The organism is Streptomyces sp. NPDC015131, assembly GCF_043079975.1.
GTDB lineage: Bacteria > Actinomycetota > Actinomycetes > Streptomycetales > Streptomycetaceae > Streptomyces.
Genome location: NZ_JBIBVB010000008.1, coordinates 227,911 through 250,129 on the forward strand (window position 1 = coordinate 227,911; position 22,219 = coordinate 250,129).

Here is a 22,219-nt window from a genome sequence, read left to right on the forward strand (position 1 = left end):
AGGTTACCGGGCGTGGTCGGCGGTCGCGCACACGCTCGATACCCTTGACGCATGAAGTCGCACCAGACCGCCCAGACGATGAAGCCCGCCACCGCGGCGAAGAAGCTGGGTGTGTACCTCGAGGCCACCCCCGCCGAGTTCCGGGAGGGCACCGTCTCCCGCGAGGAGCTCGCCGCGCTCCAGGCCGATCCGCCGCAGTGGCTGCTGGACCTGCGCCGCGACGGCCCGCACCCCCGGCCGGTGGTCGCCTCCAAGCTGGGCGTCTCCATCTCCGGTCTGGCCCGCGGCGGGGTCACCGAGGCGCTGACCACGGAGCAGATCGAGGCGCTGAAGGCCGAGAGCCCGGAGTGGCTGGTGCGGGAGCGGGCGGTGCAGGCCGAGGTCCGCAAGGAGACCGTGCGGCTCAAGGAAGCGGCCCGGCTCAAGGAGCAGAAGGCGGCCGAGGGCCGCTGACGCGGGGGCCCCGCGGGGGCCTCCCGCCGGGCCTCGCAGGGGCCTCCGGTCGGGCCTCGCAGGGGCCTCCCGCCGGGGCCCGGCGGGGCGGATACTGGCCGCATGAGCACCGTGCGGGAGCGGCTGGGCCGGGGCCTGTTCGCCCGGGTGGCGGGGCCCGAGGGCCCGGTGACCCGGGCCCGGATCCACGACACCCCGGGGCCCCGCTGGTTCGGGCCGGGCCGCCCGATCCGCACCGTCCACGGTGACGCCTCGATGTTCATCGGCGGGCTGCGGGCGCTGCTGCTCCAGTCGCTGCACCCGCTGGCTATGGCGGCGGTGGACGCCCACTCCGGCTACCGGGGCGACCCGTGGGGGCGCCTCCAGCGCACCAGCACCTTCCTCGCCGTGACGACGTACGGCACGGCGGCCGACGCGCGGCGGGCGGTGGAGACGGTCCGGGCGGTGCACGAGCGGGTGCGCGGGACGACCCCGGACGGGGAGCCCTACCACGCCGCCGATCCGCACCTGCTGGGCTGGGTGCACGTCGCCGAGGTCGACAGCTTCCTCACCGCCCACCAGCGCTACGGCGCCCGGCCCCTGGATGCGGCCGGCTGCGACGCGTACATCGCCGACACCGCGCACGTGGCGGCGGCCCTCGGGGTCGTCGACCCGCCGCGCGACCGGGCAGAGCTGGCCGCCCGGCTGGACGCGTACCGGCCGGAGCTGCGCGCCACGCGGGAGGCGCGCGAGGCCGCCCGCTTCATCCTGCTGCGCCCGCCCCTGCCGTGGGCCGCCCGGGCGCCGTACGCCGTCCTCGCGGCCAACGCGGTGGCCACGCTGCCGCCCTGGGCCCGCCGCCCGCTCGGGCTGCCGCCGCGCCTGCCGGGCCTGGAGGACACCGTCGTCCGGGCGTCGGGGCACGCGCTCACCGGGACGATCAGGTGGGCGATGCGGCCCGCCCCGCCGCCGGGGCGGGCCGGGCCGGACTAGGGCGCCAGGGACTTCGCGCGGGCCGCCGAGCGGTACGCCAGCGACGGCTTGCCGTGGGTGTCGGCGGCGGCGATCAGCAGGCCGCCGAGCATGGAGAGGTTCTTGAAGAAGTGGATCCGCTGGGCGGCCCGCTCCTCGGGGTCCTCCACCGTCCAGTAGGCGTGCCCGGCGAGCGTGGTGGGCACCAGGGTGGTGGCGAGCGCGAGCGCGGACAGGCGGGGGAAGCGGCCGGTGGCGAACAGGAGCCCCGCGCCGACCTGGATCGCGCCGTTGACGCGTACCAGCTTCTCGGTCTGGTCGGGCAGCGCCGGGATCCGTTCGGTGACGGGCCGGGCGACGGGTTCGGCCGCCGGGGCCACCGATCCGGGGTCGCGCAGGGTGTGCAGCCCACCGGAGACGAAGGTGGAGGCCAGCAGGGGACGTGCCAACTTTCGGAAAATCGCCATGCGGTGCGGGTGCCCGGCGGCGCACGGGGCATGCCCTTCCGGGGCCCCCGCGCAGGGGGCCCCGGGAGCGTGTCCCTCCGGGCCCCGGGAACAGGGGGCGGAGGGGCAGCCGTACGGAACGCGGCCGAGCGGCGATGATCGTCACGTTGCCGACCGCACCGACCGGGTGGTCGACGGACTTGGAGGAGTGGACGGAATGCCGAACGAGCGCGCGGGGCGGCCGGCGCGGCCGGAGGACCTGATCGACGTGGCCCGGCTGGTGACCGCGTACTACGCACTGCACCCCGACCCGGCGGACCCCGCCCAGCGGGTGGCGTTCGGGACGTCCGGGCACCGGGGATCGTCCCTGGCCGGGGCGTTCAACGAGGACCACATCGCGGCGACGAGCCAGGCGATCTGCGAGTACCGGGCCGCGCGGGGCATCGACGGGCCGCTGTTCCTCGGCGCCGACACGCACGCCCTGTCGGAGCCGGCCCGGGTGACAGCCGTCGAGGTGTTCGCGGCGAACGGGGTGACGGTCCTCGTCGACACCGCCGACGGCCACACCCCCACCCCGGCGGTGTCGCACGCCATCCTCACGCACAACCGGGGGCGCGGCGGCACGGGTCTCGCCGACGGGGTGGTGGTGACCCCGTCGCACAACCCGCCGTCCGACGGCGGGTTCAAGTACAACCCGCCCAACGGCGGCCCGGCCGGCTCGGAGGCGACCGGCTGGATCCAGGAGCGCGCCAACGAGATCATGACGGGCGGCGGCAAGGACGTACGGCGGCTGCCGTACGCGCGGGCGCTGGCCGCGCCCACCACCGGGCGGTACGACTTCCTCGGCGCGTACGTGCGGGACCTGCCGTCGGTGCTGGACCTGGACGCGGTGCGGGCGGCGGGGGTGCGGATCGGCGCGGACCCGCTGGGCGGCGCGTCCGTCGCGTACTGGGGCCGGATCGCCGAGGAGCACCGGCTGGACCTGACCGTGGTCAATCCGGAGACGGACCCCACCTGGCGGTTCATGACGCTGGACTGGGACGGGAAGATCCGGATGGACTGCTCGTCGCCGTACGCGATGGCCTCGCTCATCGAGGGGCGCGACCGGTTCGACATCGCCACCGGCAACGACGCGGACGCCGACCGGCACGGCATCGTCACCCCGGACGGCGGGCTGATGAACCCCAACCACTTCCTGGCCGCCGCCATCGACTACCTGTACCGGCACCGGGAGCGGTGGCCGGCCGGGGCCGGGGTGGGCAAGACGCTGGTGTCGTCGGGCATGATCGACCGGGTGGCCGCCGATCTGGGCCGGCCGCTGGTGGAAGTGCCGGTCGGTTTCAAGTGGTTCGTGGACGGGCTGGCGGAGGGGACGATCGGTTTCGGCGGCGAGGAGTCGGCCGGGGCGTCCTTCCTGCGGCGGGACGGCTCGGTGTGGACCACCGACAAGGACGGCATCGTCCTGGCGCTGCTCGCCTCCGAGATGCTGGCCGTGACGGGGCGGACGCCCAGCGAGCGGTACGCGGAGCTGGCTTCCCGGTTCGGCGAGCCGGCGTACGCCCGGGTGGACGCGCCGGCGACCCGGGAGGAGAAGGCGGTCCTCGGCCGCCTCGACGCCTCGCGGGTGACGGCCGGGACGCTCGCGGGCGAGCCGGTGACCGCCGTGCTGACCGAGGCCCCGGGCAACGGGGCGGCCATCGGGGGCATCAAGGTGACGACGGAGAACGCCTGGTTCGCGGCCCGGCCCTCGGGCACGGAGGACGTCTACAAGGTGTACGCCGAGTCGTTCCTGGGCGCCGAGCACCTCGCCCGGGTGCAGGAGGAGGCCCGTGCGGTGGTGACGGCGGCGCTGAACGACTGAGCCGTTCCCGCCCGGAACATCCCTTTTCCGGCCGGTGGTTCGCCGTGGGCGGGCCGCCGGCCGGTGTGCTGCCCGGGGGCGGTCGTCCTCTTCCACCGGAAGCGACCTCTCTGTTACCCGGGGTGGCTGGTTATGATCGCACCCCCACGCGTCACCGGAGCCGGGCCGGCCGTCCCCCCATGCCCTCACCAGGGCAGTGCCGGCCCCGGTGGCCGGCCTGTCCCGCTCCCCGCTCCCGAGGGCTGATGTCTTCCATACGACCCGAAGGTCCCCGCGACGCGGCGCCGCTCCCCCGGCGCCGCCGTGCCGTCCGTCTGCGGACGCTGCTCGTCCTGCTGGCCCTGATCCCCACCGCGGCCATGGGCACCTATGTCGCCGTGACCGCCGAGCGGCTGCTGGCGCGGTCCGGTCACCTCCGCTCCGACGTGGCGGCCGGCGAGCACATCGGCCCGCCGCTGCACACCCTGATCGTCCGGATGCAGGCCGAGCGCAGGACGACCGCCGCGATGTGGTCGGGCACCGCCGTCCCGGAGGAGGAGGTGCGCGCCGGGCGGGCGGCCACCGACGCGGCCGCGGAGGCGTTCCGCCGGGCGTCGGCCGCCGCGGGGCCGGGCACCGAGGAGACGGACCGGCGCCTGCTGGAGGTGATGAACGGCCTCGACGACCTGGACGCGTACCGGGAGCGGGCGGACGCCCGGCTCGGCAGCGCCGACGGCCTGATCGTGTTCTACAGCGACCTGATCGGTCAGATGATCCGCTACTTCCAGGACGGTTTCGGCCACACGGACGACGCGGAGCTGACCGAGGAGAGCACCGTGGTGGTCGCGCTCTACACGGCGTCGGAGATGATGGCGCAGGAGGACACCATCCTGGCGCTCGCCGGGCCGTCGCGGGAGCTGAGCACCCGCCGGTTCGCGGACTTCGTCAACGCGGTGGGCGCCCACCGGCATCTGTACGACCGCTGGATCGTTCCGGCCATGCCCGTCGAGGGGGCCGACCGCTACGCGGCGATCGCCGGTTCGGACGCCTGGCAGGCCAAGTCCCGCGTCGAGAACGAGGTGCTGGCGGGTCATGAGGACGCGGGGGCGTCGGTGCGGCTCCCGGCGGGCGTGAGCGGCTGGCCGGCCGCGCACCGCGTGTGGTCGCCCGAGCTGGAGGCGCTCAACACCGAGCGGACGCGGGCCCTGCTGGCGCACGGCGACGCCAAGGCCGCCGAGCTGGAGCGGGAGGTCACCTGGCTGATCGCGGGCAGTGCCGCGGCGCTGCTGGTGGTGGCTGGGATCGTCGGCGTGACCACCCGGTCGGTGCTGCGCCGGCTGCGGGTGCTGCACGAGCGGACGGTCATCGTGGCGGAGGAGACCCTGCCGGACGTGGTGGCCAGGCTCCAGCAGGGCCGGCCCGTGGACACCGGGGCGCTGCCGGTGGTGCGCGGCGAGGGGGACGAGGTGGGCCGGGTCGGCGACGCGTTCGCCCGGGTGGTGGCCGTGTCCGTGGACGGGCACCGCCGGCTGGCGGCCGAGCGGCACGGCTTCGGCCTCTTCGCGGCGGGCATCGCCTCCCGTACCGGCAATCTGGTGAGCCGTCAGCTCACGCTCACCGAGGAGCTTCAGGACACCTTCGGCACCGACGAGGCGCTGCTGGCGCAGCTGATGCGGGCGGACCAGCTCACCGTGGGGATGCGGCGCCAGATCGAGAACCTGCTCATCCTCTCCGGCGGCGAGATCCCCGACCCGCACACCGACCCGATGCGGGTGGCCGACCTGCTGCGCGAGGCCGCCGCGGAGGTGGAGGACTTCCGGCGGATCGAGCGGCAGGCGCTGGACGAGATCAGTGTGGAGCCCGGGGCGATCAGCCAGGTCAGCCATCTGCTGGCCGAGCTGCTGGACAACGCGACCCGGTTCTCGCCGCCGCGCACCAAGGTGGTCATCCGGGCCGAGCTGGTGGCCGACGGGCTGTCGGTCGAGATCGAGGACCGGGGCCCGCGGGTGACGCCGGAGTCGTACGAGGAGATGAACCGGCGCCTGCACTCGGCGCCGCCGTACGCGGTCCTGGCGGAGAACGCGCACCGGCTGGGCCTGTTCGTGGTGGGCCACCTCGCCGACCGGCTGGGCGCCACCGTGACGCTGCGCCGCTCGGTGTACGGCGGTACGTCGGCCGTGGTGATCGTCCCGCACGCGCACCTGGTCCCGACCGTGCTCCCGGCCGCCCCGGCGCCCGCTCCGGTGGCCACCCCGGTGCCCGCGCCGCGGCCGGCCGCCCCGGCCCCGGCGGAGGAGCGGCCTGCCGTGGAACCGCTGCCGCAGCGGCGGCCGGTGACCGGCCGTGACGTACCGGAGGAGCACGAGCGGACCGCCGCCCCGGCACCGGCCGGGCGCCCGGCGCTGCCCGAGCGGGTGCCGCAGACGCACATGGCCGCGCAGCTCCGCGAGGAGCGCGACCCGGACCCGGCGCCGGCGCCGGAGAGGGACGAGGCGACGCCCGAGGAGGTCGCCGACGCCTGGGACGACTACGAACAGGGGACCCGGACCGTGGAAATCGAACTGCGACAGGATCAGCCATGACGACGGACAACGACATGATCTTCAGCGTGCTGGACAACAACCTGAGCCGGATCGCCGGAATCCAGGGTGCCGTGCTGCTGTCCAACGACGGGATCAAGCTGAGCGCGTACCTGCTGGACCGGCCCCAGGCGGAGCGGATCGCCGCGGCGGCCTCCGGGATCGCGTCGACCATGAAGGCGATCTCGCGCGAGATCGACGGCGGCCGGGTGATCCGCCAGCTCGTCGAGATGGACGACCGGTATCTGTGCATCGTCGGCTGCGGCGAGGGCAGCACGCTGATCGTGGTGACGTCCCGCAAGGCCCGGCTCGGGGAGCTGGGCGGCGAGGCGGTGCGGACCGCGCAGGCGCTGGGCGAATGGCTCGGCACCCCGGACCGCGCCGGGACCGCCACGCCGTAATGCCCGACGAGCCGCAGCGCGCACGCCGTCGAAGGACGCGGCTGTACGCCTTGACCGACGGCCGTACGGCCGCGCCGCGCACCGCCCTCACGATGGACACCACCATCACCGCGGCCGTGGCGGGCGACGCCCACGAGGGTCTGCCGACCGAGTGGCGGGCGGTCCTCGCCATGTGCCCGCCGCCGAACGGGAGGGCGGTCGCGGAGATCGCGGCCCGGCTGGGGATGCGTCTGACCCCGGCGACCCTCCTGCTCGGGGAGCTCGCGGAGCGCGGGCTGATCCACCACCGGCCGCCGTCGGCGGAGGCCGGGACGACCGACGTCCATCTGCTCAGGAGAATCAGGGACAACCTTGCCCGGATATGACACCCCCGCCCAGGCGGCCGCCCCCGTGAAGATCCTGATCGCGGGGGGATTCGGCGTGGGCAAGACGACTCTGGTGGAGGCGGTCTCCGAGATCGAGCCCCTGCGCACGGAGGAACGGCTGACGGCCGCCGGGGTCGGTGTGGACGACCTGGACGGCATCGAGTCGAAGACGGCCACCACCGTGGCGATGGACTTCGGCCGGATCACCCTGGAAGAGGCCGGGGTCGTGCTGTACCTGTTCGGCACCCCGGGGCAGGAGCGCTTCTGGTTCATGTGGGACGAGCTGCTGAACGGGGCGCTGGGGGCGGTCGTCCTCGCCGACACCCGGCGGCTGGACCGGAGTTTCGCGGCGGTCGACTTCTTCGAGAGCCGCGGGCTGCCGTTCGTGGTCGGGGCGAACTGCTTCCACGGGGAGCAGCTCTACACGGAGGCGGAGATCAGGGCGGCCCTGCACCTGCGGGACCCGGACACTCCCGTCCTGCTGCTGGACGCGCGGCTGCGCGGGGACGTCCGGGGCGCGCTGCTCGCCCTGCTGGACACGGTCATCGCCCGGGCGGGGCGGGCCGCCCGGGTGTGAGGCCGCCGGGCGCGGCCCCGGGTCATCGCGGCTGGGACGCGAGCTGGATCAGGTTGCCGCAGGTGTCGTCGAGGACGGCGGTGGTGACCGGTCCCATGTCCAGCGGTGCCTGGGTGAAGCGGACGCCGAGGGCGCGCAGCCGCTCGTAGTGGGCCCGGACGTCCTCGACGGCGAACTGGGCGAGGGGGATGCCGTCCGCCATGAGCGCGTCGCGGTAGGGCTTGACGGCCGGGTGGCCGGACGGCTCCAGCAGCAGTTCGGTGCCGTCGGGCTCCTCGGGCGAGACGACGGTCAGCCACCGGGCCCCCTCCCCCACCGGGACGTCGTGCTTCTTCACAAAGCCGAGGATCTCGGTGTAGAAGCGCAGCGCCTTGGCCTGGTCGTCGACGAAGACGCTGGTCAGACGGATCTTCATGGGGTGCTCCTCCGGTTGTGGTGGGGCGGCGGTGAGCCGCCGCCCGGCCGTCCGCCGCGGCGGCTCGGTGTTCAGGTCGTGGCACTTGTACCAGGGTCCGCCGGGGGCCGGCCCGGGGGCCCGCCGGGGGCACCGGCTCCACGAACGGGGCATTGGCCGCTTATGGTCCCGACACGCCCGCCCGGGGCCTCTACGATGGGCGGCCACGGGCCGACGGCGGACGAACGGGTGGCAGTGACCGGAACCGGGACACCTACGGAGCATCGGCTCACCGGGCAGCTGCGTGAGCTGGGTGTGCGGCCGGACCGGCCCCTGCTGGTGCACGCGTCGCTGCGCGCGGTGGGGCCGGTGGCGGGTGGCGGGGCGGCCGTGCTGCGCGCGCTGCGGGCGGCGCTCGGCCCGGACGGCACGCTCGTCGTCCCGGCGTTCACGGCACGCAATTCGGACACCTCGGCCGCCCATCTGGAGCGGGTGCGGGGGCTGGACGAGGCCGGGCGGGCCGCCGTGCGCGCGGCGATGCCGCCGTACGACGCCGGGACCATGCCGTGCGACGAGGGGCTCGGGGTGCTGCCCGAGCTGGTGCGGACCCGTCCGGGGGCGCTGCGCAGCGCGCACCCGCAGACGTCGTTCGCGGCGCTGGGACCGTACGCCGAGAAGGTCGTCTCCGGCCACCGGCCCGACTGCCACCTCGGCGAGGACTCGCCCCTCGCCCGCCTGTACGACCTGCGGGCCTCGATCCTGCTGCTCGGCACGGGCTTCGGCGCGTGCACCGCCTTCCACCTCGGCGAGTACCGGGTGGCCCGGCCGCCCCGGCGCACCTACCGCTGCGTGGTGCGGGAGGACGGGGCGGCGCGGTGGTGGTCGTACGAGGACGTCGCCCTCGACGACGGCGACTTCGCCGCGCTCGGGGCGGACCTGGAGCGGTCCGGCGCCGGGACCGTCCGGACCGGGACGGTCGGTGCGGCGGCCTGCCGGCTGGTGGACCTCGCACCGGCGGTGGACTTCGCACAGGGGTGGTTCACCCGCCACCGCTGACCGGTGACCGCTGACCGCTGACCGCCGCGGCGCGTGACCCGAGCGGGCGGAGGGGCCCCTGCGCCCGAATGGGCCACCCGGAGTTTTCGTTCACCCGTTCGTCGCCCGTTCGGCCGTTCACCGCGTGCGCCGTCCGGGCAACTCTTCCCTGACCTGTGGGAGTTGCCCTGGACTTGGGGGGACCGTGACCGTGCCGCGCGGCCGTGCGTTTCTGATGCTCGTTCTGCTGACCCTGCTGGGTGCCTCCTTGGCGGCGGCGCCCGCCGCCGCCCCGGCCCCGGTGTGGCAGCGGGTGGCGACCGGGGTGGAGTACCGCTGGTTCGACATCCCCTCCACGCGCGGCACCGCCCGCGCCCACCTCCTCTCGGTGGACCTGGGCGATCCGCGGGTGTCGGCGGGGCTGCTGTACCCGGGGGTGGTGGCGGCGCGGTCGCCGCTGTCCTCGCTGGCCGACGGGGCGGGCGCGGTGGGCGGGGTCAACGGCGACTTCTTCCACCTGTCCGAGACCCAGCACCCCGAGGTGGAGGCGACCGGCGCGCCGGTGGGGCCCGCCGTGGCGGACGGGCGCGCCCTGAAGGCCGCCGTGCCGAACGGCCAGCGCTTCGGGCCGTCGCTGCCGCCCGGGACGACCGCCCGGCAGGTGCTGGGCGTCGGCGAGGACGGCCTGGCCCGGATCGGGGAGCTCGCCCTGGACGGCACGGTGAGCCACCCGGGCGGCGACATCGCCCTGGGCGGGCTCAACCAGTACGCGCTGCCGGTGGGTTCGGTGGGACTGTTCACCGCCGACTGGGGCGCCGCCTCACGCGCGCGTGCCACCTGCGGCACGGACACCCGGCGGGACGCCCCGTGCAGCACGGAGACCTTCGAGGTGACGGTGCGCGGCGGTGAGGTCGTCGCGGTGGCGGAGAAGCCCGGCCGGGGCGCGATCGGCCGGGACACCGAGGTGCTGGTGGGGCGGGAGGCGGGCGCCCGGGCGCTGCGGGCCCTGGCCGTCGGTGACCGGGTGAGCGTGGCGTACGAGCTGGTCCCCGCCGGGCGGGACGCGTCGGGCGGCGGGTACCGCTTCGCGGTGGGCGGCTTCCCGGTGCTCCGCGACGGCACCCCGCTGAGCGGGATGGACAAGGTGACGCCGGCGGTGCGCACGGCGGCGGGGGTACGGGACAGCGGGCGGCGGTTGCTGCTGCTGGCGCTGGACGGCTCCCCCGGGTTCCGCAGCGGGCTGACCGTCGTGGAGGTGGCCGGCGCGATGCGGGACCTGGGCGCCTCGGACGCCGTGAACCTGGACGGCGGCGGGTCCTCCACGCTGGTGGCCCGCCGGGGCGGCGCGGCGAGGGTGAGCGTGCTCAACCACCCGAGCGGCGGGGCCCAGCGCGCCGTCCCCAACGGCATCGGGGTCTTCGTGCGGGGGGTGGAGGGCTTCTGACGCCCCCGCAGGGCTTGAGCCCCTCTCGGGGCGTGGGCCTCAGGGCTTGAAGTTGCTGACGACGTCGGCGGTGGCGGAGACGCCGTTGTAGATGGTGGGTGCGAGGCTGGTGCTGGCGAGGAAGAAGCCGAGCAGGCCGCAGACCAGGGCGTGGGAGATCTTCAGTCCGCCGTTGCGCAGGAAGATCACCGCCATGATCAGCAGCAGCAGAACCACGGAGATGGAAACGGCCATGTGTCGCCCTCCTCGACCGGTCGCCGCACGGTCTGTGCGGCATTCGGCGGCCAGTCTGGCCGAGCGGCGGCGCCGTCCGGACGTACGGCATGTCGGCCGAACGGGTATTGATGGGCCGTGACCCGTTACTCGTCGTGCATGCGGAGGAAGCGCGCGAGGCCAGGCAGGTCGTCGGTGTTGAGGTGGTCGACGCGGGCGGCGAGCAGCTCGGCCCAGAGGGCGTCGCGCGCCGGGCCGGGCGTGTCGGGGGTGCCCCAGAACCGGATGCGGCGGCCCTCGCGGTGGGCGGCGGCGACGAGCCGGTGGAGGCGGGCGCGTGCGGCGGGCGGGAGCGGGCCGGTGCCGTGGGTGCCGAAGACGGACGACCAGGCGGCGCTGACCAGCGGGACGAGGGAGGCGGGCGCTGCGGTGCCCAGGTCGTCGAGGCGGCCGTCGTAGAAGGCGTACCGGACCCGCTGGGCCTCCAGGGGGGCGCGGGCCGCGCGGTCGCCGGAGACCACGGCCGTGACGGCGCCGGGCCGGACGCGGCCGTCGGCGCAGCGGCTCATCATCCAGCGGTAGGGCGCCAGTTCGCGGTGGAGCGCCCGGTAGGCGGCCACCCCGTCGGCCTTGATGTCCACGAGGAGCTGTACGGGCCGGTGGTGGCCGGGGTGCACGGAACCGTGGGCGCGGACGCGGGCGGCGAGGGGTTCGAGGTAGAGCGCGCGCAGGGTGCGCGCGGGGTCGAGCCCGGCGGGGTCGTGGGCGACGAGGAGTGCGCCGTCCACGAGGAAGACGTCCGCCTCGACGCTGGTGAAGCCGTGGTGGAGGGCGTCGTGGAGGGGCCGCGGGTGCAGGTAGTCGTTGTGGGCGTGGGCGCGGCGCAGGGGGCGGGCGCACAACTGGGTGGCCACCGGACCCGCGGTGGCCGCGGTGCTCGCGGTGGCTATCGGGCCCCGGGTGGCCGCGGTGCTCGCGGTGGCGCTCGGGGCGGGGAGGGCGAGGGCGGCGGCCGGGGCGGCGGCGAGGCCGAGGACGGCGGAGCGGCGGGAGAGCGGCGCCATGGCGGGGCTTTTCCGGGCACGGTGCGGGCGGGAGGGACGGGTCGAGTATGGGACTCCCCCGGCCCCTCCCGCCGTGTGCGCACGGGGAGTTGGCCGGTTCGCCGCCGGATGTTCAGCGGCGGCGGACCCGTCTCATCGCGGGGTCGCGGGCGAGGGTGTGCAGGTCCTCCAGGGCGTCGAGGACGACCGTGCGGTCGTACCAGGCCAGCCAGCGGCCGACCTGGCGGCCGGTGTGGTCGAGGGCCGCGAGCTGGGCGGTGTGCAGGTCGGCGATCGGCCGGTCGAAGTGGGCGGAGACCATGCCCAGGACCCGGCCGCCGCTGACGAGGGGCACGCTGTGGCAGGAGCGGCTGCCCGCCTCCAGGATCGCGCCGCGGGCGTCCTCGGCGAACACCGGGTCGGTGGCGACGTCGTGGACGGTGACCTGCCGGACGTCCTGGGCGGCCTGGGCGCAGGAGGTGCCCGAGGGGCCGACGTGGTCGAAGAAGGAGACGAAGTCGTCGCTGAGGCCGGTGTGCTTCTCCATCCACAGTCCGCCGCCGGCGTGGTCCCCGATCTGCACATTGCCCATGTGGGTGGCGGTGACGGCGAGGGTCTGCGACAGGACGGCGCCCAGCACCGCGCCGCGGTGGGCGTGCGAGGGGTCGTCGACGGCGAGGGTGTCCAGGGAGGGCGCCGGGTGCCGCGTCCGGCCGGGGAACCACTGCTCACCGCCGTCGCGGGGGCGCTCCAGCCGGACGACGGCCTCGGCGAGGGTCCGCAGCCGGACGTTGTGGCGCTGGGAGGCGAGCTGCATCAGCGCGAAGGCGGTCTCCGAGTCCGCCAGCCGGTACCGCTCACGCAGAAGGCCCTGCGCCTCCGCGACCAGGGGACGGTTGCGGGCCCGGGCCCGCAGGTGGCGCAGCTGCTCGCGCAGGCGCGCCACCTCGTCGCCGGTGTCGCCCGCCTCGTACCCGCCGGGCTTGAACGTCTCTGTCATGCTCGGTGCCTGCCCGGTGGGCGGGGGCCGACACTCCCCGGGCGGCCCCCGCCGACGTGTCCCCCCTCACTCGCGCCGTGGAGCCGGGGCGTTCGGAGGGTGGTCTCAGCGGCTGTCCCAGCGCCATTCCCAGGGCACCCCCAGCAGGGTGAGCCGGTCCAGCAGGTCCCGGGGGGCGCCCCGGGCAGCCAGGCGGGGGCGCGCGTGCCGGGCGAGCCAGGTGTTGAGGGCGAGGACCACCGCCTCTTCGTCGTCGTACGCGTACACGCCGGGGACGTCGTACCAACATCCGCCGGGGAAGGGGAAGTCGTCGTGCTCCAGGTCGTCGATCCACTCCCGTGCGGCGGCCAGCAGGTGGGCGTCGGCGGCGGGGCCGGTGTGCCGCTCCCAGCGGGCGAGCCAGGGGGCGGCGGTGCCGGACGCGTGGAGGCAGACCTCGAAGACCTCGGGCGCCGGCACGGGCGGGTCCGCCGACTGGAGGGTCCGGTCCCACCAGGCGTCCAGGAAGGCGCCGACGACCGGCGCCTCGGGCCACCGCCGCCAGCCGGACCGGGCGAGGGAGTGCCCGGCGCGGGCGCCGTCGTCGCGGCACTCCCCCGCCACCAGCGCCCGGGCGAACTGCGGGAGGATCCGGCGGGTCACGGCCGCGTGGTCGTGCCAGTCGGGCGCCGACCAGGTGCGGTGGAGCAGGTCGGGGTCGAGCGGCACGTCCGGGGTCTTGAGGAGGTCCAGCTCCTCCTCGCTGCCCCAGTGGCAGGGGCAGTTGGACTCGTCGGGCCGGGCCGTCGCACCGGCGAAGGCCAGGCGCAGCCGGTGGAGCGCCGCCTCCAGGCGGGCGGCGGCGGGGGTCGCCGGCACGGGGGCGGCCGGGTCTGCGGAGGTCATGGCGAACCCCTCGGGGACTCCGGCCGTGTCCGCCGGACGTGCCGGGCGGGGCCGAAGGAAGCGACCCTACCAGCGGGCCGTCAGGGGGCGGTCAGGCAGGTGTCCCACTCGACGGTGCGGTCGCACCAGCGCTCCAGCAGGACGCGGTCGTGGCCGACCGCGAGGAGCCCGGCCCCGTGCTCGCGGCGGTAGGTCTCGACGACGGCGACCAGCGCGGCGGTGGTGGAGGCGTCGAGCATGGCGGTCATCTCGTCGCAGATCAGCCAGCGGGGGCGGAGCACCAGGGCGCGGGCGAGGCAGGCGCGCTGGAGCTGGCCGTCGCTGACCTCGTGGGGGCGCCGGGCGAGGAGGTCGCCGGTGAGGCCGACGGCCTCGGCCAGTTCGGGGACGCGCCGTGCGGCCTCGTCGCGCCGGCCGGTCGCCCGCAGCGGCTCGGCGATCAGGTCGCGCAGCCGCAGCCGGGGGTCGGCGGACATCCGGGGCTGCTGGAACACCACGCCGATGGCGGTGCGCAGCTCGCGCGGTGCCCGGTGGCGCCAGCCGCGTACCTCCCGGCCGTCGACGCGGACCCGGCCGGCGTCGGGCCGGTGCAGCAGGGCGGCGACCCTGGCGAGGGTCGACTTGCCGCAGCCGCTGGGGCCGAGCAGGCCGAGGGCCTCGCCGGGGGCGACGGTGAGGGAGGCGGCGCGGAAGACCGGGTCGCGGGGGCGGTATCCGGCGGTGACGGCGTCGAGTTCAAGCACGGGCGGGCTCCTGCTCCTCGCTGTGGTGGCAGGCGACTCCGCCGGCGAGGAGCGGTACGGAGCGGCAGGCGGCGCTCGCCCGGTCGCAGCGCGGGGCGAAGGCGCAGCCCTCCGGGAGGTCGCCCAGCTCCGGGGGCATGCCGGGGATGGGGGTGAAGTCGCGTTCGGGCAGGGCGGCGAGCAGGCCGCGGGCGTAGGGGTGGCGGGGCCCGGGGTCGCCGAAGAAGCGGTCGGCGTCGGCGAGTTCGACGATCCGGCCCGCGTACATCACGGCGACGCGGTCGGCGATCCGCTCGGCGGCGGCCAGGTCGTGGGTGATCATCAGCAGGGCGCGGCCGTCGTCGGCGTGGCGGCGCAGTTCGTCGGCGGTGCGGTCGACGAGGTCGCGGTCGAGTCCGGTGGTCGGCTCGTCGGCGAGCAGCAGCGGGGCGTCGCCGATGAGGGCGAGGGCGGTGGCGGCCCGCTGGGCCTGCCCGCCGGACAGCTGGTGGGGGTGGTGGTCGAGGAGGTGGGTGGGAAAGGCGGCGCGCTCGGCGGCGGCGACCGCGGCGGCGCGCAGGGCGGCGCGGGGGGTGCCGGTCAGCTCGCGGAGGGTCTCCTCCAGCTGGGCGCGGACGGTGCGTACGGGGGTGAGGTGGGCGGCCGGGGACTGCGGGACCAGGCCGATGCGCCGACCCCGTACCGTGCGGGCGAGGGTGCGCTCGTCGGCGGCCAGCAGGTCGGTGCCGTCGATCAGGGCGCTGCCGGCGGTCTGGGCGTTGCCGGGCAGCAGGCCGAGCAGCGCGGAGGCGAGGACGGACTTGCCGCAGCCGCTCTCGCCGACGAGGGCGAGGCACTCGCCGGCCGCGAGGTCGAAGGTGGCGCCGCTGACGGCGGCGATGTGGTGGCCGCCGCGCATCCGGAAGCGGACGGACATGTCCCGTACGGAGAGGACGGGGCTCACAGCATCAGCTCCGATCGGCGGCGCGGGTTGATGCGTTCCCGCCAGGCTCCGGCGAGGCCCGCGATGGCGAGGGTCGGGACGATGAGGAACAGGCCGGGGAAGAGCGTGGGCCACCAGTCGCCGGCGAGCAGCGAGCCGCGCGCGGTCTGCACCAGGGTGCCGAGGCTCGCCTGGTGGGCGGGCAGGCCGAGGCCCAGGAAGGACAGCGCGGACTCGTGCCACATGGCGTGCGGCACCATCAGCACGGCGGCGAGCCCGGCCTGCGGCAGCACCGCGGGCAGCAGGTGGCGGACGGTGACCCGCCAGCGGCCGGCGCCGCCGGAGACGGCCGCGTCGATGTAGGGGCGCGAGCGCAGCGACAGCACCTCGGAGCGGACGATCCGGGCCGTGGAGAGCCAGTGGGTCAGCGCGACGGACACGATGACGGGCCAGACGCCGGGGCGGAACATCGCCACGATGAAGATGCCCAGCAGCAGGTGCGGCACGGAGGAGAAGGTGTCGACGAGCCGCATCACCAGGCGGTCGGTCCAGCCGCCGAAGGCGGCGGCAGCGGCGCCCACGGCGGTGCCGATGACGGTGGCGACGAGCGCGGCGACCAGGCCGACGAGGAGCGAGACGCGCAGCCCGTAGACGCAGCGCAGCAGCAGGTCGCGCCCGACGTCGTCGGTGCCGAAGGGGTGGGCGGCCGAGGGCGGCAGGAGCTTCTGGGACAGGTCGACGGCCTGCTGGTCGAGCTGGACCAGCGGCGGCACGAGGAGCACGGCGAGCAGCACGGCCCCGGTGACGAGGGCGGAGACGGAGAGGCGGACGGTGCGGGTGGAGCGGCGGGTGCGCCCGTGGGAGCGCCAGGCGAGGTCAGCCATCGAAGCCCACTCTCGGGTCGGCGAGTCCGTACAGCAGGTCGGACAGCAGGTTGCCGAGCAGGACGGCGGCGGTGGCGAGCACGGTGAGTGCGGCGAGCAGCGGGAAGTCGACGGAGGTCGCGGCCTGGACGGTCGCCGCGGCGATGCCGGGCCAGCTGAAGACGGACTCCACGAGCAGGGCGCCGGTGATCAGTTCGGGCACGCGGGAGCCGATGAGCGTCAGCATGGGGAGCATGCCGGAGCGCAGGGCGTGCCCGACGAGCACGGTGCGTTCGCTGAGGCCACGCGCGCGTGCGCCGCGCACGGGGTCCTCGTCGAGCGCGTCGGCGACGCCCTGGCGGACGTACAGGAAGAACCACGGCAGCTGGGAGACGCCGAGGACGAGGGCGGGCAGGACCAGGTGCGAGGCGACCTGGCCGGGGGTGACGGTGTCGCTGGCCGTGTCGGTGAGCCCGCCGGCCGGCAGGACGCCCAGGTGCAGGGAGAAGAACCAGATGGCCAGCAGGCCGAGCCAGAAGGCCGGGGCGGCTTCGAGGGTGTACGCGGCGGAGCTGACGCAGCGGTCGAGCCAGCCGCCGCCGCGGCGGGCGGCCAGGACGCCGAGCACGGTGCCCAGCAGGATGGCGACGGCGAAGGCGGTGGCGGCCAGGAGCACGGACCAGCCGATGCGTTCGGCGATGACGTCGGCGACGGGCTGGCGCATCACGCTGGAGTCGCCGAGGTCGCCGGTGAGGGCGGAGGTGAGCCAGTCCCACCAGCGCGGGACGAGCGGTTGGTCGGCGCCGAGGTTGGCGCGGAGCTGGTCGAGGTTCTCCTGCGAGGCGGTGAGGCCGGCGGTGCCCGCGTACGCCTTGACGGGGTCGAAGGGGCTGGCCGCGGCGACGGCGAAGACCGCGAAGGTGACGACGAGGAGGACGGGGACGGCGAACAGGGCCCGCCGTCCCGCCATCCTGGCCATCGCTCCCCAGGGGAGGCGGCGGCCGGTCTTCGCGGGGGTCACTTCTTGGGGACCCAGTTCTCGACGTTCCACCAGGGGCCGGAGGCCAGGCCGTGGTCGTGCGGCTCGACCTGGGTGGACAGGCCGGTCCAGGAGTCGTCGACCACGTAGAGGTGGTCGATGTGGGTGAGGAAGGTGTAGCCGGGGTTCTTCACCAGTTCGCGCTGGACGGTGTCGTAGGCGGCCTTGCGGGCCGCCTTGTCGTCGGTCCTGCGGCCGGTCTCGAGGGCCTTGTCGACGGCCGGGTTGTCGTACCAGCCCATGTTGTTGAAGCCGTCGCCGCCGAGGGAGGACTTCAGCAGCAGGTACTGGTCGAAGTCGGGGTCGCCGGGCGAGCCGCCGCCGGCGAGGACCGCGTCCTGCTTCATCCGGGGCTCGATGACCTCCCAGGTGCCGGCCTGGGTCTTGATGTCGATGCCGGCCTTCTTGGCGTCGGAGGCGTAGGCGAGGGCGTGGTCCTGGCGGAGCTTGTCGCCGGAGAGGTACCAGAGGGGGAAGGAGGCGCGGACGCCGTTCTTGGCGCGGATGCCGTCCGGGCCGGGCTTCCAGCCGGCGGCGTCGAGGATCTTCTTGGCGGCGGCGAGGTCGTGGGGGCGCTCGGTGCCCTTGGTGAACCACTCGCTGTCGGTGGGGACGGGGCCGTAGGCGGGCTTGCCGGCGCCTTCGAGGATCTTCTCGACCATGGTGTCGCGGTCGACGGCCACGTCGAGGGCGCGGCGGATCGCGGTGTCGCCGGTGACCTTGTTGTGGGTGGGGAGGGTCACCAGGCGGTAGTCGTAGCTGGTGGCCTCGTACGTCTTCCTGCCGCTGTCGCTCCTGAAGCCCTTGGCGAGGTTGGGCGGGAGGATCGCGCCGTCGAGGTCGCCGGAGCGCAGGCGGGTGGCGCGGACGTCGTCGTCCTTGATGATCGCCATGGTGAACTTCTTCACCTTGGGCGCGCCGCCCCAGTAGTCCGGGTTGGCGCGGAAGCTGAGCTTCTCGCCCTTGGACCAGCCGGTGAGCACATACGGGCCGGTGCCGACGGGCCTGGTGGTGAAGGGGCCGCTGTTGACGTCCTGCTCCGCCGCGACGTGCTCGGGGGCGATGCCGAGGACGGTGCGCTCGGCGAAGGCCGCGTAGGGGTACTTCAGGGTGAAGACGACCGTGTCGTCGCCGGTGGCGCGGACGTCCTTGAGGGCGTCCAGCTCGCTCTTGGCGGGGTTGTTGGTCTTCTTGTCGAGGATGGTGCGGTAGGTGAAGACGACGTCCTTGGCGGTGAAGGGCTTGCCGTCGCTGAACTTCACGCCCTGGCGGAGCGTATAGGTGTACGTCAGTCCGTCGGGGCTGACCTTGGGCAGGGCGACCGCGAGGGCGGGCCGCAGCTCCATGTCGCCGTCGAAGGCGAGCAGCCCGTCGAAGATCTTGGAGTTGCCGTCCTTGCCGTAGCCGAGGAGGGGGCTGAGGGTGTCCGGCTCATAGGCGATGCCGACGACCGCGCTGTCCCCGGAGGCGGCGTTCTTGCCGGAGGATCCCGGGTTCGAGCAGGCCGCCGCGGTGATGGCCAGGGCTCCGGCCAGCGTGGCGGCGGCCATGCCGCGTATGGATCGGGCGGTCATGGTCCCACACCCCTCGTGAGGCCGAATTGAAGATCGGCCGTTGTTGCGATCGTCGTGCAAATGACGATTCGCCATTAAACAGCATGTAGAAGGGTGAGTTCCTCTTGCCGTCCCTACCCGGTGGTCACCGGGCCGGGGAGGTTCACGAGGCGGGCCAGGGTCTCCTTGTGCCGCCCCGGCGACCCGAAGGCGATCTGGTCCGCTTTGGCCCGCTTCAGATAGAGATGTACGGGGTGTTCCCAGGTCATCCCGACACCGCCGTGGAGCTGGACGCACTCCTCGGCGGCGTGCACCGCCACCCGGGAGCAGTGGACCTGGGCGAGGGCCACCGCCAGCGGGGCGTCCGGGCTGCCGGCGGCGAGCGCCCCGGCGGCGTTGCGGGCGGCGGCCCGGGCCTGCACCACCTCCAGCCAGAGCTGCGCCATCCGGTGCTTGAGGGCCTGGAAGGAGCCGACCGGCCGGTTGAACTGGTGCCGCTCGCGGGTGTGCCGCACCGCCTCCTCCAGGCACCACTCGGCCACGCCGAGCTGCTCGGACGCGAGGAGCCCGGCCCCGGCCAGCAGGCCGGCGCGTACCGCATCGCGGGCGGTGGCGGCGTCGGCGAGCCGGGTCCCGGCGCCGTGCGCGGTGACGGTGGCGAGCGGCCGGGTGAGGTCCAGCGGGGTCGCCGGGGTGAGGGTGGCCTCGGCGGCGTCGACCGCGTACAGCCCGTCGGGCCGCACCACCAGCAGGACGTCGGCGCGGCTCGCGTCTGCCACACCGGAGACCGGGCCGCCGGCGGCCGGTGCGGCGGTGGCCGGCTCGGTGGCGGTGGGTTCGGTGGCCGGCTTGGCAGCGGACGGTTCGGTGGCGGCCGGTGCGGAGGCGGCCGGTTCGTGGCCGGGCCCCGTGGAGAGCGGGACGGCGAGCACCGCGACCCGGCGCCCGGTGGCCAGCTCACCCGCCAGGTCGCCGGCCCCGGCGGCGAGCAGCGTCTCGGTGGCCACGACCGCGCTGGTGAGGTACGGGACCGGGGTCACCGCCCGGCCCAGCTCCTCCAGCACCACGGCCGCCTCGCGGTGGGTCGCGCCCTGGCCGCCGAGCTTCTCGGGGACGAGGAGGCCGGCGGCGCCCATGTCCGCCGCCAGGGCCGTCCAGAGGGCCGGGTCGTACGCCCCGTCCGTCTCGACCCGGGCGGGCAGCTCCCCGGGGTCGGCGCGGGCGGTCAGCAGGGCCCGCACGGCGGCGCGCAGGTCGTCCTCCGCCTCGGAGTACAGGAGGCCGGGCAGCTCGGGCCGGTCGTTCATCGGGTGAGGTCCTTCCAGGCGACGTCCTTGTCGGTGCGCGGTTCGGGCGGGAGCCCGAGGACCCGTTCGGCGACGATGTTCAGCAGCACCTCGCTCGTCCCGCCCTCGATGGAGTTGCCCTTGGAGCGCAGGTAGCGGTATCCGGCGTCACGGCCGGTGAAGTCGACCAGCTCGGGGCGGCTCATGGTCCAGTCGCCGTACAACAGCCCCTCGTCGCCGAGGAGTTCCACCTCCAGGCCGCTGATCTCCTGGTTGAGGCGGGCGAAGGCCAGCTTCATGCCGCTGCCCTCGGGGCCGGGCCGGCCCGCGGCGAGCTGCTGGCGCAGCCGCTCCCCGGTGAGCCGGGCCACCTCGGCGTCCACCCACAGGTCGAGCAGCCGCTGATGGAGGTCGTGGGTGCGCAGCTCGGGGCGCTCGCGCCAGGTCCGCGCGACGGGACCGATCATGCCGCCCTCACGGGGCAGCCGGGCGCCGCCGATGGCGACGCGCTCGTTCATCAGGGTCGTCTGCGCGACCCGCCAGCCGTCTCCGGGCTCGCCGAGGCGGTGCGCGTCGGGGATGCGGACGCCGGTGAGGAAGACCTCGTTGAACTCGGCCTCGCCGGTGATCTGCCGCAGGGGCCGCACCTCGACGCCCGGGGCGGTCATGTCGCACAGGAAGTAGGTGATGCCCCGGTGCTTGGGCACGGCGGGGTCGGTGCGGGCGATGAGGATGGCCCAGCGGGCGAGGTGGGCGCTGGACGTCCAGACCTTCTGGCCGTCGATCACCCAGGTGTCCCCGTCGCGGACGGCGCGGGTGCCGAGCGCCGCCAGGTCGGACCCGGCGCCCGGTTCGCTGAACAGCTGGCACCACACCTCCTCCCCCAGCCACAGGGGGCGCAGGAAGCGCTTCTTCTGCTCCTCGGTGCCGTACGCGAGGATCGTCGGGGCCGCCATCCCGAGGCCGATGCCGATACGGCGCGGGTCGTTGTCGGGCGCGCCGGCGGCGGCGAGTTCGGTGTCGACGACGGCCTGGAGGGTGCGGGGCGCGCCGAGCCCGCCGAGGCCCTCGGGGAAGTGGACCCAGGCGAGACCGGCGTCGAAGCGGGCCCGCAGGAAGTCGGCGGGGGCGGTGGTGGCCGGCGGGTGCGCGGCCAGCAGGTCCCGGGTACGGGACCGCAGTTCGCCGGCTCCGGTCACCGTCCGGCTCCTTCCGGTACGACGACGAGGCGGCCGGTGGTGGTGCCGTCGGCGACCCGCTGCACGGCGCCGGCCGCGTCGCCGAACGGCACCCGCTCGCTGATCAGCGGGGCGATCAGGCCCTTGGCGGCGTAGCCGGTGAGGACGTCGTGGCAGTGGCGTACGGCCGCCGGGTCGTGCTGGTTGTAGAGGCCCCAGTGCAGTCCGACGATCGAGTAGTTCTTGACGAGGGCGTGGTTGAGGGCCGGGGAGGGGATGTCGCCGCTCGCGAAGCCGACGACCAGGATCCGCCCCTCGAAGGCCACGCACTTGGCGGACATGGTGTACGCGGCGCCGCCGACCGGGTCGTAGACGACGTCCGCGCCGCGCCCGCCGGTGGCGTCCTTGACGGCCGCGACGACGTCGTCGGTACGCCGGTCGACGACGACGTCGCAGCCCAGCTCGCGGGCGACGGCGGCCTTGGCGGCGCCGCCCGCCACGCCGATGACCCGTGCGCCGGCCGCCTTGCCGAGCTGGACGGCCGCGCTGCCGACGCCCCCGGCCGCCGCGTGGACCAGGAGCGTCTCGCCCTCCTTCAGCCCGGCCCTGCGGTGCAGTCCGAACCAGCCGGTCTGGTAGCCGATGTGCAGGGCGGCGGTCTCGGCGTCGCCGAGCGCGTCGGGCGCGGGCAGCACCGCGGCCTCGTCGGCGACGACGTACTCGGCGAGGCCGCCGTACGGCAGGGCGGGGGTGGCGATCACCCGCCGGCCGTCCTCGGTCTCGCCGCAGACCTCCACGCCCGGGGTGAAGGGCAGGGGCGGGCGCACCTGGTAGTGGCCCCGGCACAGCAGCGCGTCGGGGAAGTTGACGTTGGCGGCCCGGACCTTCAGCAGGAGCTGCCCGTCCCCGGGTGCCGGCCGGTCGACCTCCTCCAGGCGCATCACCTCGCCCGGTTCGCCGTTCTGGTGCACACGCCATGCCTGCATCGGGGCCTCCACAGAGAGTCGGG

The 22,219-nt window shown here is 75.1% G+C and carries 23 protein-coding genes; 9 read left to right on the plus strand and 14 right to left on the minus strand.

The annotated features are described in order from the left end of the window. Positions 1-51: 51 nt before the first annotated feature. Together ACF08D_RS28895 and ACF08D_RS28900 are read left to right on the plus strand one after the other, a co-directional pair. Entirely contained in the window at positions 52-453 is a 402-nt protein-coding gene (locus ACF08D_RS28895) for a DUF5997 family protein (RefSeq protein ID WP_392226742.1), read from the plus strand. Between the two features lie 102 nt (positions 454-555). Continuing rightward, complete coding sequence (locus tag ACF08D_RS28900; RefSeq protein ID WP_392226744.1) at positions 556-1,425, plus strand: oxygenase MpaB family protein; 870 nt, start codon at positions 556-558, stop codon at positions 1,423-1,425. Here the strand turns inward: ACF08D_RS28900 and ACF08D_RS28905 are convergent. Continuing rightward, positions 1,422-1,871: a DoxX family protein gene (locus tag ACF08D_RS28905; protein WP_392226746.1), complete on the minus strand. Its 450-nt coding sequence runs from the start codon at positions 1,869-1,871 to the stop codon at positions 1,422-1,424. The genes ACF08D_RS28900 and ACF08D_RS28905 overlap by 4 nt on opposite strands. A gap of 196 nt (positions 1,872-2,067) precedes the next feature. Between ACF08D_RS28905 and pgm the strand changes: the two genes are divergently transcribed. The 5 genes from pgm to ACF08D_RS28930 all read left to right on the plus strand — a co-directional run bounded on the left by pgm (position 2,068) and on the right by ACF08D_RS28930 (position 7,612). After that, the gene (gene pgm, locus ACF08D_RS28910) at positions 2,068-3,711 is read left to right on the plus strand and encodes a phosphoglucomutase (alpha-D-glucose-1,6-bisphosphate-dependent) (RefSeq protein ID WP_392226748.1); all 1,644 of its coding nucleotides are present in this window, start codon (positions 2,068-2,070) and stop codon (positions 3,709-3,711) included. A 245-nt stretch (positions 3,712-3,956) separates the two neighbouring features. Then, complete coding sequence (locus ACF08D_RS28915; protein WP_392226750.1) at positions 3,957-6,272, plus strand: nitrate- and nitrite sensing domain-containing protein; 2,316 nt, start codon at positions 3,957-3,959, stop codon at positions 6,270-6,272. After that, a complete protein-coding gene (locus tag ACF08D_RS28920) occupies positions 6,269-6,670 on the plus strand; it encodes a roadblock/LC7 domain-containing protein (protein WP_392226752.1) in 402 nt (133 codons plus the stop codon). The genes ACF08D_RS28915 and ACF08D_RS28920 overlap by 4 nt, the downstream gene beginning before the upstream one ends. A 50-nt stretch (positions 6,671-6,720) precedes the next feature. Further along, positions 6,721-7,035 carry a DUF742 domain-containing protein gene (locus tag ACF08D_RS28925; protein WP_392226754.1) on the plus strand — a complete coding sequence of 105 codons (315 nt, stop codon included), beginning with the start codon at positions 6,721-6,723 and terminating at the stop codon, positions 7,033-7,035. Further along, positions 7,022-7,612 carry an ATP/GTP-binding protein gene (locus ACF08D_RS28930; RefSeq protein ID WP_392226756.1) on the plus strand — a complete coding sequence of 197 codons (591 nt, stop codon included), beginning with the start codon at positions 7,022-7,024 and terminating at the stop codon, positions 7,610-7,612. The genes ACF08D_RS28925 and ACF08D_RS28930 overlap by 14 nt, the downstream gene beginning before the upstream one ends. A 22-nt stretch (positions 7,613-7,634) precedes the next feature. On the opposite strand, the gene ACF08D_RS28935 is transcribed toward ACF08D_RS28930, so the two are convergent. After that, the gene (locus ACF08D_RS28935) at positions 7,635-8,027 is read right to left on the minus strand and encodes a VOC family protein (protein ID WP_392226758.1); all 393 of its coding nucleotides are present in this window, start codon (positions 8,025-8,027) and stop codon (positions 7,635-7,637) included. Between the two features lie 228 nt (positions 8,028-8,255). On the opposite strand from ACF08D_RS28935, the gene ACF08D_RS28940 reads away from it, so the two are divergent. Beyond that, positions 8,256-9,062 carry an aminoglycoside N(3)-acetyltransferase gene (locus tag ACF08D_RS28940; RefSeq protein ID WP_392226760.1) on the plus strand — a complete coding sequence of 269 codons (807 nt, stop codon included), beginning with the start codon at positions 8,256-8,258 and terminating at the stop codon, positions 9,060-9,062. Positions 9,063-9,276: 214 nt separating this feature from the next. Continuing rightward, positions 9,277-10,485 (plus strand): phosphodiester glycosidase family protein, encoded by a 1,209-nt coding sequence (locus ACF08D_RS28945; protein WP_392226762.1) that lies wholly within the window; start codon positions 9,277-9,279, stop codon positions 10,483-10,485. A 39-nt stretch (positions 10,486-10,524) separates the two neighbouring features. Here the strand turns inward: ACF08D_RS28945 and ACF08D_RS28950 are convergent, their stop codons facing one another. The 12 genes from ACF08D_RS28950 to ACF08D_RS29005 all read right to left on the minus strand — a co-directional run bounded on the left by ACF08D_RS28950 (position 10,525) and on the right by ACF08D_RS29005 (position 22,196). Beyond that, positions 10,525-10,719, minus strand: a complete 195-nt coding sequence (locus ACF08D_RS28950) for a hypothetical protein (RefSeq protein ID WP_392226764.1) — start codon at positions 10,717-10,719, stop codon at positions 10,525-10,527. Between the two features lie 125 nt (positions 10,720-10,844). After that, positions 10,845-11,762 carry a phosphatidylinositol-specific phospholipase C/glycerophosphodiester phosphodiesterase family protein gene (locus ACF08D_RS28955; RefSeq protein WP_392226766.1) on the minus strand — a complete coding sequence of 306 codons (918 nt, stop codon included), beginning with the start codon at positions 11,760-11,762 and terminating at the stop codon, positions 10,845-10,847. A gap of 112 nt (positions 11,763-11,874) precedes the next feature. Then, complete coding sequence (locus tag ACF08D_RS28960) at positions 11,875-12,741, minus strand: ANTAR domain-containing protein (protein ID WP_392226768.1); 867 nt, start codon at positions 12,739-12,741, stop codon at positions 11,875-11,877. Positions 12,742-12,846: 105 nt separating this feature from the next. Further along, a complete protein-coding gene (locus ACF08D_RS28965) occupies positions 12,847-13,626 on the minus strand; it encodes a hypothetical protein (protein ID WP_392226770.1) in 780 nt (259 codons plus the stop codon). A gap of 80 nt (positions 13,627-13,706) precedes the next feature. Continuing rightward, positions 13,707-14,369: an ABC transporter ATP-binding protein gene (locus ACF08D_RS28970; protein ID WP_392226772.1), complete on the minus strand. Its 663-nt coding sequence runs from the start codon at positions 14,367-14,369 to the stop codon at positions 13,707-13,709. Continuing rightward, positions 14,362-15,285: an ABC transporter ATP-binding protein gene (locus ACF08D_RS28975; RefSeq protein ID WP_392227096.1), complete on the minus strand. Its 924-nt coding sequence runs from the start codon at positions 15,283-15,285 to the stop codon at positions 14,362-14,364. Before ACF08D_RS28975 ends, ACF08D_RS28970 begins: the two co-directional genes overlap by 8 nt. Before the next feature lie 23 nt (positions 15,286-15,308). Continuing rightward, complete coding sequence (locus ACF08D_RS28980) at positions 15,309-16,175, minus strand: ABC transporter permease (protein WP_392226774.1); 867 nt, start codon at positions 16,173-16,175, stop codon at positions 15,309-15,311. Then, entirely contained in the window at positions 16,168-17,133 is a 966-nt protein-coding gene (locus ACF08D_RS28985) for an ABC transporter permease (protein ID WP_392226776.1), read from the minus strand. The genes ACF08D_RS28980 and ACF08D_RS28985 overlap by 8 nt, the downstream gene beginning before the upstream one ends. Positions 17,134-17,171: 38 nt before the next feature. Further along, on the minus strand, positions 17,172-18,767 hold the full coding sequence (locus tag ACF08D_RS28990) for an ABC transporter substrate-binding protein (protein WP_392226778.1): 1,596 nt from the start codon (positions 18,765-18,767) through the stop codon (positions 17,172-17,174). A gap of 113 nt (positions 18,768-18,880) precedes the next feature. Then, on the minus strand, positions 18,881-20,053 hold the full coding sequence (locus tag ACF08D_RS28995; RefSeq protein ID WP_392226780.1) for an acyl-CoA dehydrogenase family protein: 1,173 nt from the start codon (positions 20,051-20,053) through the stop codon (positions 18,881-18,883). Continuing rightward, positions 20,050-21,231: an acyl-CoA dehydrogenase family protein gene (locus ACF08D_RS29000; RefSeq protein ID WP_392226781.1), complete on the minus strand. Its 1,182-nt coding sequence runs from the start codon at positions 21,229-21,231 to the stop codon at positions 20,050-20,052. Before ACF08D_RS29000 ends, ACF08D_RS28995 begins: the two co-directional genes overlap by 4 nt. Next, complete coding sequence (locus tag ACF08D_RS29005; protein ID WP_392226783.1) at positions 21,228-22,196, minus strand: NADPH:quinone oxidoreductase family protein; 969 nt, start codon at positions 22,194-22,196, stop codon at positions 21,228-21,230. Before ACF08D_RS29005 ends, ACF08D_RS29000 begins: the two co-directional genes overlap by 4 nt. Positions 22,197-22,219: the final 23 nt, after the last annotated feature.